This is a genomic window from Corallococcus sp. AB049A (genome assembly GCF_003668885.1).
GTDB classification, from domain to species: domain Bacteria; phylum Myxococcota; class Myxococcia; order Myxococcales; family Myxococcaceae; genus Corallococcus; species Corallococcus interemptor.
This window is the reverse complement of the sequence record NZ_RAWL01000280.1, coordinates 1-11,471: the sequence shown is the minus strand read 5'-3', so window position 1 is coordinate 11,471 and position 11,471 is coordinate 1. Positions and strand designations below refer to the sequence as shown.

Sequence of the window (11,471 nt, the reverse complement as noted above, 5' to 3'; positions counted from 1 at the left end):
CGCGCGAGGAGCGCGTGCGCATGACGCCGCTGCGCAAGCGCGTGGCCGAGCGCCTGCTCCAGGCCCAGTCCAACGCCGCCCTGCTCACCACCTTCAACGAGGTGGACATGGGCGAGGTGATGGCGCTCCGCAAGAAGTACAACGACAAGTTCCAGGCGAAGCACGGGGTGAAGCTCGGGTTCATGAGCTTCTTCATCCGCGCGTCCGTGGAGGCCCTCAAGGCGTTCCCGCAGATCAACGCGGAGATCGACGGCGAGGACGTCATCTTCAAGCACTACTACGACATCGGCGTGGCCGTGAGCGGCAGCCGTGGCCTGGTGGTGCCGGTGGTGCGTGACGCGGACAAGATGTCGCTCGCGGACCTGGAGAAGACGGTCGGTGACTACGGCGGCCGTGCGCGCAACGACAAGCTGACGATGGCGGACCTCACCGGCGGCACGTTCACCATCACCAACGGCGGCATCTTCGGCTCCATGCTGTCCACGCCCATCCTGAACCCGCCGCAGACGGGCATCCTGGGCATGCACAACATCGTGGAGCGCCCCGTGGCCCGTGACGGCCAGGTGGTCATCCGGCCCATCATGTACATCGCCCTCACGTACGACCACCGCCTGGTGGACGGCCGGGAGGCGGTGCAGTTCCTCGTGCGCGTGAAGGAGTGCATCGAGGACCCCGAGCGCCTGCTGCTCGACATCTGACCTACCCCTCCACACATGGCGGTGTGGGGGTCGCAAGTCGGGCAATCCCGGCGGGCCGGCTGGACTTCCAGTCGGCCCTTTCACTACAAATAGCCTGTCTCCCCGGTCGTCGGGCAGAACGGGTGGCCTTCCCCACGGCTGCCCCGCAAACGCAAGGAAGCGCAATGGCAACTGGTACCGTGAAGTGGTTCAACGACGCGAAGGGCTTCGGCTTCATCACCCAGGACGGCGGCGGCGAGGACGTGTTCTGCCACCACACCGCCATCAACATGGATGGTTTCCGCACCCTGGCCGAGGGCCAGAAGGTGGAGTTCGAGGTCACCAAGGGTCCGAAGGGCCTGCAGGCGCAGAACGTCCGCGCGGCGTGAAGTGACGCGTCTCAGCCATTCCTCACGGACTGGTTGAAGCAACAGAGGCCCGGCCCCGAAAGGGAACCGGGCCTCTGCCTTTTCAGGGCATCGCGCCGCGCGCGGCCTACTTCTTCAGGGTCTGCTCGAAGTGGGAGATGACGCGCTCGTACTGGCGCTCGGTGACGACCGGATCCGGCACCATGTGCGTGAGGCCGGACAGGGGCAGCAGCTGGTGCGGCTTGCCCGCGCGGAACAGCGCATCCGACAGCTTCAGCGTGTGGAAGAAGTACACGTTGTCGTCCGCGGTGCCGTGGATGAGCAGCAGCGCGCCAATGGGGCTGTCCTTCTTCGCGTACGTCAGCAGGCTGCTGACCTCGTAGGCCTGGGGGCTCTCTTCCGGCAGGCCCAGGTAGCGCTCGGTGTAGTGCGTGTCGTAGTCGCGCCAGTCCACCACCGGGGCGCCGGACACCGCGGCCTTGAAGAAGTCCGGGCGCTTCAGCGCGGCCAGCGCCGCCATGTAGCCGCCGAAGCTCCAGCCGGTGATGCCCACGCGGGAGAGGTCCATCTCCGGCACTTCCTTGGCCAGCGCCTGCACGGCTTCAATCTGATCATCCAGGGTGATGGTGGCGAAGTCGTGCTTCACCGCGCGGTTCCAGTCGGAGGTGCGCAGCGGGGTGCCGCGCCCGTCCACCTTCACCACGAGGAAGCCGTGGTCCGCGAACCACTGGCTGAGCAGGTGCGCGGCCATGGACTGGTGCACCACGGTGACGGTGGGGCCCGCGTAGACCTCCACGATGACGGGCAGCTTCTGGCCGGGCTTGAAGTCGCGCGGCTTCACCAGGGACGTCCAGAACTTCTTCGGGCCCACCTGGCGGACCTCGAAGTTCGGCGTGAAGGAGGGCTCCTGCGCCACCTCCGGCAGCTCGCCCAGCTTCGTGCCGTCGCCCTTGAGCACCACGGTGCGCGGCATGGCCTTGGGGCCCTGCGTGTTGAGGACGACGAGGCCGCCGTTCTTGGACACGAGGCCGTTCTCCACGGCGGGACCGCTGGTGCCCGTGGCCACCTTCTCCGGAGCGCCGCCGGCCTTCACGCGCCACAGGTGGCTCTCCGTGGGGTTCGGGTCGCCGGTGAAGAAGAGCGTCTTGTCCGCTTGAACGAAGCGCGCCAGGTTGCGGTAGCCCGCGTCCGGCTTCACCACGGAGCGGTCCAGCTCACCGCTGGCCTTGCGCAGCTCCACCTCCGGGCCGCCGTTGCGCTCGGTGTACCAGAGGAAGCCGGAGCCATCCTCCAGCCACAGCGGGTAGTCCTGGGCCAGCTCCACCCAGGCGTTGTCCTTCTCCGTGAGGAGCACGCGCGTCTTGCCCGTGGCGGGGTCCACCGCCAGCACCTGCTCCTCCGTCTGGAGCCGGTTCTGCACGACGAGGGTCAGCGGCCCGCCCTTGTCCCACTTCACCGTGGCCAGGTACGGGTACTTCTGCGCGTCCCACTGCGCCCACACCGTCTTGCCGCCGGAGACAGGCGTGACGCCCAGGCGCACCTTGGCGTTGGCCTTGCCGGGGCGCGGGTACGGGAAGATCTCCCCGCCCTTCTCCGGGTGCATCACGTCCACGATGGTGAGCTTCTCCACGTCGGACGTGTCGGACTCCGTGTACGCGATGGACTTCGAGTCCGGGCTCCACCAGTAGCCGGAGAAGCGGCTCATCTCCTCCTGCGCGACGAACTCCGCCAGGCCGTGCGTCTTCTGCGCCGTGCCGCCCTGCGTGACGCGCTTCTCCTGGTTGGCGGCCAGGTCCACCCGGTAGACGTCGTTGTCACGGACGTACGCCACCTGCTTGCCGTCCGGGGACAGGCGCGGGTCGATGACGCCCGGGCCCGTCTTCAGCTCCGTCGACTTCCCCGTCGCGCGGTCCACGACGTAGAGCCGGCCGGAGAGGGGCACCAGCAGCTGCGTGCCGTCCTCGGAGAGGCTGTAGGACGTGAAGCCCCGGGCGCTGACGCGCATGCGCTCACGGCGGGCCTTCTCCTCGGCGGACAGCGTCTCCTCGGCGCCCTTGAGCAGGGCCTCCGGGGTGAGCAGCTCCCGCGCCTGACCGCCGGCCACGTCGAACGCGTAGAGCATCTGCACGTTGGACGTGGGGGACGTGCGCAGGAAGAGGACGGACTTCTCGTCCGGGGTGATGCGCGTGCCCACCGGGCGCCCGCTCTGGAAGCGGCGCGTTTCGGCGTACTGGCGCAGGAAGGTGTCCGGCTGCTTTTGCGAAGGGGCCATGGCGGAGGGTTTGCGCTCCTGGGCGATGGAGGGTGCGCTGCTCATGAGGAGAAGCGCGGCGGCGGTAAGGACCTGACGCATGCGTAGCTGAATCCCCGCGCGGGGCGGGGCTCCTTTCGCGGGAAGGTGCGGGCAAGCCTACACTCCGGCCGCCGCGCGGCCCCCTCAACGTCCGGCCCGGGGGCGGATTCCCACCGGAAGCGGACAGGTGCCGGGCGGGGCCCCCCGCTACTTCAGGTTCTGCCGGAAGTGGGCGATGACGCGCTCGTACTGACGCTCCGTGACGAGCGGGTCCGCCACCATGTGCGTCAGGCCGGACAGGGGCAACAGCTGGTGCGGCTTGCCCGCGCGGAAGAGGGCATCCGACAGCTTCAGCGCGTGGAAGAAGTACACGTTGTCGTCCGCGGTGCCGTGAATCACCAGCAACGCTCCGATGGGCCCCTCCTTCTTCGCGTACGTCAGCAGGCTGCTCACGTCGTAGGCCTGGGGGCTGTCTTCCGGCAGGCCCAGGTAACGCTCGGTGGCGTGGGTGTCGTAGTCGCGCCAGTCCGTCACCGGCGCGCCCGCGACACCGGCCTTGAAGAAGTCCGGGCGCTTCATCACGGCGAGCGCGGACATGTAGCCTCCGAAGCTCCAGCCAAAGATGCCCACACGGGAGAGGTCCATCTCTGGCACCTGCTTCGCCAGCGCCTGCACGGCTTCAATCTGATCATCCAGGGTGATGGTGGCGAAGTCGCCCTTCACCGCACGGTTCCACTCGGCGGTGCGCAGCGGCGTGCCGCGTCCGTCCACGCGCACCACGAGGAAGCCCTGATCCGCCATCCACTGGTCGAGCAGGTGCGCGGCCATGGACTGATGCACCACCGTGACGATGGGGCCGCCGTAGATGTCCACGATGACGGGCAGCTTCTGGCCGGGCTTGAAGTCGCGCGGCTTCACCAGCGAGGTCCAGAACTTCTTCGGGCCCACCTGGCGCACCTCGAAGTCCGGCGTGAAGGGAGGCTCCTGGGCGATGGAGGGCAGTTCGCCCACCAGCATGCCGTCGCCCTTGAGCACCAGCGTGCGCGGCAGGGTCCTGGGGCTCTGCCGGATGAGGACGACGAGGCCCCCGTTCTTGGAGACGAACCCGTGCTCCTCCGCGGGGCCCCGCGTGCCGGTGGCCACTCGCTCCGGCTGTCCACCGACCTTCACGCGCCACAGGTGGCTCTCCGTGGGGTTCGGGTCGCCATTGAAGTAAAGCGTCCGGTCCGCGTGCACATACTGGGTGAGGCTCCGGAATCCAGCGCCCGGCTTCACCACGGAGCGATCCAGCTCTCCGTTGGCCTTGCGCAGCTCCACCTCCGAAGCGCCGTTGCGCTCGGTGTACCAGAGGAAGCCGGAGCCATCCTCCAGCCACAGTGGGAACTCCTGGTGCAGGTTGATCCACGCCGCGTCCTTCTCCGTGAGGAGCACGCGCGTCCTGCCCGTGGCGGGGTCCGCCGCGAGCAGCTGCTCCTCCGTCTGGAGCCGGTTCTGCACGAGCAACGTCAACGGCCCGCCCTTGTCCCACTTCACCGTGGCCAGGTACGGGTACTTCCGCGCGTCCCACTGCGCCCACACCGTCTTGCCGCCCGTGACGGGCGTGATGCCCAGGCGAACCTTGGCGTTGGCCTTACCCGCGCGCGGATAGGGGAACGTCGCGCCGGGCTGCTCCGGGTGCATCACGTCCACGACGGTGAGCTTCTCCACGCCGGACGTGTCGGACTCCGTGTACGCGATGGACTTCGAGTCCGGGCTCCACCAGTAGCCGGAGAAGCGGTTCATCTCTTCTTGAGCAACGAACTCCGCCAGGCCGTGCGTCTTGTCCGCCGTACCGCCCTGCGTGACGCGCTTCTCCTGGTTGGCCTTCAGGTCCACCCGGTAGACGTCGTTGTCACGGACGTACGCGACCTGCTTGCCGTCCGGCGACAGGCGCGGGTCGATGACGCCGGGGCCCGTCTTCAGCTCCGTGGACTTTCCCGTCGCGCGGTCCACGACGTAGAGCCGTCCGGAGAGGGGCACCAGCAGCTGCGTGCCGTCCTCGGAGAGGCTGTAGGACGTGAAGCCCCGGGCGCTGACGCGCATGCGCTCGCGGCGAGCCTTCTCCTCGGGGGACAGCGTCTCCTCCGCGCCCTTGAGCAGGGCTTCGGGCGTGAGCAGTTCCCGTGTCTGACCGCTGGCCACGTCGAACGCGTAGAGCATCCGCACGTTGGACGTGGGAGACGTGCGCAGAAAGAGGACGGACTTCTCGTCCGGGGTGATGCGCGCGTTCACGGGGCGCCCGTTCATGAACCGGCCCGTCTCCGCGTACTGGCGCAGGAAGGATGATGACTCCTGGGCCAGGACGGGCATCCCCAGGAGGAGCAGCAGCGCGACGGTGACGAATGGACGCATGCGTGATTGAACCCCGAGGGACGGGGCTCCTTTCGCGGCAGGATGGACACCCCCTCAACGCCAGAGCCTGGAAGGGATTTCGTCCCGAATGAATTCGAAAAATGACGACGCCCTGCGCCATCTGCGCCTCGCGGGCGTGGTGCGGCTGGGCCTGGGTGGAGGCCGGGGGCCGACGGATGCCTATGTGTTCGACCCGCATCGGCTCGCGCTGCCCGCGTGGGCGTGTGCCCTGGGCGACGCGGGGCCCCCTGCCCTGCTCGTCACGCTGGACCGGCACCTGGACATCGTCGTGCCGGAGCACCCCGGGGACATGCCGGACCGCTCCGCGGGCCTGCGTGCGCTGGACGAACACGCGCGCTGGCGCCTGGACGTGCGCAACTACGACCACATCGTCGCGGCGATGGAGGCGAACCTCGTGGGCGACGCGCTCATCATCGCGCGCACGCGTCCCCGGGGCTCCTTCCCTGGCGACACCTACGTGGACACGCGCGGCCGCTCGCACCGCATCGTCACGGTGACGACCGTGGACCGCGCGGCGGAGGCGTTCCTGCATCCCGGTCCCACGGACGCGGTGCGCGACGTGCTGGAGGCCGCGTCCGCCGTGCTGCTGGACGTGGACCTGGACTGCTTCACCAGCCTGAGCGACGCGGACCCCACCACCGTGCTGCCGTGGCCCAAGTCCGTCATCCGTGAGTTCCTGCTGCCCCCGGACTCGGAGCCCTTCTGGGACGCGGTGCTGGGCAAGGCGGTGGCGCTGACGCTCGCGCGCGAGCCGCATCACTGCGGTGGGCTGCTCGCGTCCGGGGAGCTGTTCCGCGACGTGGCGGACGTTCTCTTCCGGGAACTGCTGCGCGTCGAACCGCCCTGACATTGCCCGGAAGCTAGAGTTCCGCTCCCCATGTCCCAGTTCCACGTCCCGGGTAGACCTCACCGCCCTCGCGGATCGGCTGTCAATGTCCGGATGGCGCACGCAGCCGTCATCGCGTGGATACTGCTTGTGGCAACAGGCTGCGCGGCGTCCCGGATCGTGCGGCTCAGCACGGGCCGAGGCCCCACCCGTGTCCACGCGCCGCAACGGGACATCCGGCCCCCGACGCTGGGTGAAGACGCCTTCGTGGCCACGGTCGCGGACCTCGCACGCACCGCGCCTGTTTCCATGCATCCGAGGGAAACGGCTCTGCGGCTGCTGGCTGCTTCCCTCCCATCACGTCCATATGCCCATGTGCGTGGACACCTGGGGCTCATCTCCGTGCAGGAGCCAGGACGAGGACACCTCCGGCTCACCGAGGCTCCAGCTGAAGCGCTGACAGCGGCGTATGGCCGATGGTGCAAGCGCAAGGCTCTCTCCGGTGACTGCCTTCACCTGCTGGAGCGAGGGCCCACTCTGGACGAGGACGGCAAGCGCACGCTGGCTTTCTCCATCGCGTTGGACTCGGTGTGGGACGAAACGGAGGACGCGCTGCGGGGAATGACGGACCGCGAGGCGGTGCTCTCGATGATCGTCACGACCGGCGCCCTGTACCTGGGCTTGTGGCTGTTGCCCGAGCCCGTTTCCAAGGGCATCGCGGCGACGATGACAGCGGTGCTCATCGCCTACCTGGGCGTCGACACGGTGTGGAGCCTCATCCACGGATGGATACAGCTCGCGGAAGCGGTGGCGGAGGCCACGACCTTCGATGCACTCCGGGATGCGGGTGAGCAGTACGGCAGGGTGATGGGAGAGAACGCCGCGCGGGCCTTCGTCATGCTGGCCACGGCGGCACTGGGCAGCACCGCGGAGACATTGGCCGCGAAAGTGCCCACGCTGCCCGGTTCGGCGCAGGCCTCACTCGTGGGCGTGGCCCAAGGAGGCTTCCGGCTGGGAGCGGTCGCGGAGGTGCACTCCGTCGCGGTGTCCACGACGGGGGACATCCTCCTCACGCTGGCGCCGGGCGCGGTGGCGGCGGGTGGGCCCGTGGACGTGCCGGGACCGAAGCACCACATCGCGTCCGACAAGTTCAGCACGTCCACCGCGAACGGAGGCCCGTGGACGCCACGCTACCAACAACTCTTCGACAAGGCGGGCATGTCCCTGAATGACGCTGAGAACCAGGTTCACGTTCCGGGGCACAGGGGGCCACATCCGCAGGAGTACCACGAGGAGGTCTTCGAACGGTTGAGGCTCGCGACCAGCACATGCCGGACGATTCAGCAGTGCCGGGTCGACCTGACGGAGGCGCTGAGGCTCCTCGCGAAGGAGCTCACCACGGAGAACTCCTGGCTCAACAAGCTGGTCACCCGGAGTGGTGGATGAGGCAGGATGCCCGTGTGACGCCTCGGTACTTCAAGCTCACGGACGATGTAACACTCCCCGGCCGATGGGAGCTTGGGACGCCCGTGGATGCCCAGGGCCAGGACCACGGCTCCTGGCTGTTCATGCAAGGCAGTCCCGCGCATGTGGAGGGGACGCTGCGCGTTCCGGCCTACGCGCGGGGAAGAGCGCTCGACTTCTCGCTCGCGGATGCCGGTGCGGTCCCCGTCGTTTCCCAGCGCGTCGCGGAGTTGCTGTCCCGACTGGCTCCCGGGGACGTGGAGCTGTTTCCGGTTGCGCTGGATGACACCCCGGACCCGTACTTCCTCGTCAACGTCGTGCGCGTCATGAAGTGCATCGACGACACAGCTTCAGGCGAGGTTCGCTACTGGATGCCGGAGGATGGAAGACCCGAGCGGGTCGGCACCTATCAAGCGGTTCATCGGCTGCGCATCGACCCGGCCAAGGCAGGGGACGCGAAGGTCTTCCGCACCTGGGGCTGGCTCATCGCGCTCATCGTCTCCGAGGACATCAAGCTCGCGCTGGAAGCCATCGGCGCCACGGGGGTGCAGTTCAAGGATGTGTCCCCGCAGCGCTGAAGCTCCGGAGCCGCGTCAGGGTGAGTCGAGGAACGAGGGCCGGTACTCCGTCACCTGCCCGCTGCTGAGCGACAGGCGGCTGCCCACGGGCGGCCGGTCGCCGTTGAGCACGTAGCCGAAGTCGATGCGGAACGGGAACACGTTGAACTGCGGGAACAACAGCCGCAGGCCCACGCCCACGGTGGTCACCATCTCCGGCCGCTTGTTGAACGCGCTGCCGGAGTCCAGGAAGAACACCCCACCCAGGTGCACCGTGCGCACGACCACGGGCGCGGTGCGGTACTCCAGGTTCACCAGCAACAGCCGCTTGCCGGAGTACGCATCCACCGCCGCGCCGCGCAGGCCGTTGCTGCCGCCCAGCAGGCTCACGCGCTCGGACAGGTCGTCGATGTTCACGTCCAAAAGGCCGCGCGCCACGAAGCGCCCGCCCAGCACGCGCGGCGACACCTGCACCAGCTCCGCGGCCCAGCGTCGGTTCGTCCACCCCTCCTTCGCGCCGGGCGTCCGCGCGCTGAACTGCTGGCGGATGGACGCGGCCGCGGACGCGGTGGTGAGCGCATCCCCCCAGTGCACGCGGTAGCGCAGCGACAGCCCCCCTTCCGCGAAGTGCGCGGCGGACGGGAACACCGGCGGCGCGTAGCGCAGCGTGGCCAGCACCGAGTGCCCCAGCTGGAAGTCCTCCGACAGCGTGTACGAGTCCACGTTGCGAAGGACGGCGTAGCGGGCCTCGAAGGCGCTCAGGGAGAAGTTCGTGTACCCCGCGTCCTCCGCGCGCGGCAGGTAGTTGCGCCGGAACCAGTCCGCCTGCGCGTCGCTGAGCTGCGACGCCACGGGCGCGGCGTAGGCGTAGTGGTACGCCCCCGCTCCCATGCCCACGTTCCACTTGTAGCGCTGCCCGTAGGAGCGCGTGTACGTCGCGCCCGCCGCCACCTCGCGTGCGTTGTAGACGTACGGCACCGGGTCGCCGTCCGGGAACGGGAGCTGCCAGATGTCCGCGCCCCGGAACTGCCGCGCGGTCTCCACGTTCCACGCCACGGACGTGCTCAGGCTCCACGGCGTGGCCAGCGAATACAGCGGCCGGCTCACCACGAGGCTCCCGCGCGAGCCCTCCGCGCGGCCCGTGTCGCGGTTGATCAGCACCGCGGCGGACTCCGTCAGCGACCAGCGGCTGCCGAGCACGCGCCGGTCCGTGTAGCTCTGGCCGAAGCTGAACGTGTCCAGGCGCATGATGAAGTCCAGCGCCACCTTCTTGCCGCGCCCCAGGAAGTTCTGCTCCGTGCCCTGGAGGCGCAGGTAGAGCAGCAGCGAGCCCACGGCGGAGAACTCGTTGTTGAGCCGCAGCGACCACAGGTCCTTGGTCACCAGCAGCAGCGCGACCTTGTCCGGTGCGCTGCCCTTCACCGGCACCGCGCGCACGACGGAGAACAGGCCCAGCTTGCGCAGGTTGCGCACCGACTCCGCGACCAGGGTCGCCGAGTACGGCTGCCCCGGAGAAATCAGCACCTCCTGGCGGACGACTTCGTCGCGGGTGCGGACGTGGAAGATGTTGAGCAGCGATGGATACGGATCCATCGGCGCCACCACCTCCTCCGCGGCGACGAGCACCTCTTCCAACTGCTTGCCCTCGGGCTCGGGCTCCACCTGGCGCTCGACCTCGCCCAGGCCCCAGGCGATGAGCGCCTCCTCGTAGTTCTTCGTGCTCGCGTCCTCGGCGGGGAGCACCGGCGGCTGCGGGCCCTCCTTCCCCACCGGGACCTCCTCCGAGCGCGGCGGCGCGGCGACCTCCGTGTTGGACACGCCTGACGGTTTGACGTCCGGCGAGCGCACGGGCGCATCCGCCGGCGCGACGTCCTGGGGCTTGCCTGCTCCGGCTTCAGGGGCGACCTGTCCCCCCATCGCGGCGAGCACGGTGACCAGCAGGACGGGCAGTGAGAGCGGCACGCGCGCATCCTGTCATGCGCGGGGCCTGCCGCCAGCCCCACTCACGTCAGCGCGGTGCGCAGGTCCCCGGGGCGGGCCATGGGCAGCTTCTGCCCCTTCGCGATGGCCGCCACGATGCGGGCCAGCTGCTCCACCCCGTCCGACAGCGCCGCCGGTCCCGGCTGGAGGATGTATGAGCTGCGCACTTCGTAGAGCTGATCATCCACCACCGCCCGCACGCCGGCCCAACCCGGCCGGGAGGCGATCTTCTCGCGCCTGGCCTTGCGTCCGCACCAGCTGGCGATGACGCCCTCCGGGTCGCGCCGGGCCACCTCCTCCGGGTCGAAGATGCGGCCCTTCGCCCCCTGCGACGCGCGCGACTCCTGGCACACGTCCACCCCACCCACCACCTCCACCAGCTCCGAACACCAGCGGATGCCGGAGATGAGCGGCTCGTGCCACTCCTCGAAGAAGATGCGCGGCCGCCTCGGCAGCGACTGCGCCGCGTCCGAGTGGCGCTCCAGGTTCTTCTCCAGCTCCAGCGCCAGCGCCTCCGCTGCTTCCGCGCGGCCCACCAGCGCCCCGGTCAGCCGCACCGCCTGCAATATCTCCGCGAGCGAGCGCTGGTTGAACAGGTACACGGGCACCCCGCGCTTGCACAGCTCCCGGCCGATGTCCGCCTGCAGGTCGCTGAAGCCCAGCACCAGGTCCGGCTTCAGCTCCAGGATCCGCTCGAAGTTCGCGTCCAGGAACGAGCTGACCCGGGGCTTCTTGCGCGCCTCCGGAGGCCGCACCGTGAACCCCGACACGCCGACGACCAGGTCCCCCGCGCCAATGCGGTAGAGCACCTCCGTCGTCTCCTCCGTCAGGCACACCACCCGCCGCGGATGGCGCGGCGCCGACGACAACAGCGCCTGTCTCTTATAAACATCT

The 11,471-nt window shown here is 69.0% G+C and carries 9 protein-coding genes; 5 read left to right on the top strand and 4 right to left on the bottom strand.

The genetic code is table 11. The features are described from left to right. Both sucB and D7X55_RS26205 read left to right on the top strand, forming a co-directional pair. Positions 1-698, top strand: a 698-nt coding sequence (gene sucB, locus D7X55_RS26210; protein ID WP_121724504.1) for a dihydrolipoyllysine-residue succinyltransferase, incomplete at its 5' end; no start/stop codon positions are given. 164 nt (positions 699-862) lie between these two features. Continuing rightward, complete coding sequence (locus D7X55_RS26205; RefSeq protein WP_014397260.1) at positions 863-1,066, top strand: cold-shock protein; 204 nt, start codon at positions 863-865, stop codon at positions 1,064-1,066. Between the two features lie 106 nt (positions 1,067-1,172). On the opposite strand, the gene D7X55_RS26200 is transcribed toward D7X55_RS26205, so the two are convergent. Both D7X55_RS26200 and D7X55_RS26195 read right to left on the bottom strand, forming a co-directional pair. Beyond that, complete coding sequence (locus D7X55_RS26200; RefSeq protein ID WP_121724503.1) at positions 1,173-3,398, bottom strand: S9 family peptidase; 2,226 nt, start codon at positions 3,396-3,398, stop codon at positions 1,173-1,175. A 147-nt stretch (positions 3,399-3,545) separates the two neighbouring features. Then, positions 3,546-5,687, bottom strand: a complete 2,142-nt coding sequence (locus D7X55_RS26195) for a DPP IV N-terminal domain-containing protein (protein ID WP_407921789.1) — start codon at positions 5,685-5,687, stop codon at positions 3,546-3,548. 130 nt (positions 5,688-5,817) lie between these two features. On the opposite strand from D7X55_RS26195, the gene D7X55_RS26190 reads away from it, so the two are divergent. From D7X55_RS26190 to D7X55_RS26180, 3 genes are all read left to right on the top strand, one after another. Beyond that, positions 5,818-6,597, top strand: coding sequence for a UPF0489 family protein (locus tag D7X55_RS26190; protein WP_121724501.1), 780 nt, complete (start codon positions 5,818-5,820; stop codon positions 6,595-6,597). 354 nt (positions 6,598-6,951) lie between these two features. Beyond that, positions 6,952-8,022, top strand: coding sequence for an AHH domain-containing protein (locus D7X55_RS26185; RefSeq protein ID WP_306437747.1), 1,071 nt, complete (start codon positions 6,952-6,954; stop codon positions 8,020-8,022). Positions 8,023-8,036: 14 nt separating this feature from the next. Next, positions 8,037-8,618 (top strand): imm11 family protein, encoded by a 582-nt coding sequence (locus D7X55_RS26180; RefSeq protein WP_120552592.1) that lies wholly within the window; start codon positions 8,037-8,039, stop codon positions 8,616-8,618. A gap of 15 nt (positions 8,619-8,633) precedes the next feature. On the opposite strand, the gene D7X55_RS26175 is transcribed toward D7X55_RS26180, so the two are convergent. Together D7X55_RS26175 and D7X55_RS26170 are read right to left on the bottom strand one after the other, a co-directional pair. Then, a complete protein-coding gene (locus D7X55_RS26175) occupies positions 8,634-10,559 on the bottom strand; it encodes a BamA/TamA family outer membrane protein (RefSeq protein ID WP_120552590.1) in 1,926 nt (641 codons plus the stop codon). Positions 10,560-10,600: 41 nt separating this feature from the next. Continuing rightward, on the bottom strand, positions 10,601-11,449 hold the full coding sequence (locus tag D7X55_RS26170) for an ABC transporter substrate-binding protein (RefSeq protein ID WP_121724499.1): 849 nt from the start codon (positions 11,447-11,449) through the stop codon (positions 10,601-10,603). Positions 11,450-11,471: the final 22 nt, after the last annotated feature.

Excerpts from the sequence above, each read along its gene's own strand:
- D7X55_RS26190 (WP_121724501.1), top strand. The coding sequence starts at position 5,818 with ATGAATTCGAAAAATGACGACGCCCTGCGCCATCTGCGCCTCGCGGGC.
- D7X55_RS26195 (WP_407921789.1), bottom strand. The coding sequence starts at position 5,687 with ATGCCCGTCCTGGCCCAGGAGTCATCATCCTTCCTGCGCCAGTACGCG.
- D7X55_RS26200 (WP_121724503.1), bottom strand. The coding sequence starts at position 3,398 with ATGCGTCAGGTCCTTACCGCCGCCGCGCTTCTCCTCATGAGCAGCGCA.
- D7X55_RS26205 (WP_014397260.1), top strand. The coding sequence starts at position 863 with ATGGCAACTGGTACCGTGAAGTGGTTCAACGACGCGAAGGGCTTCGGC.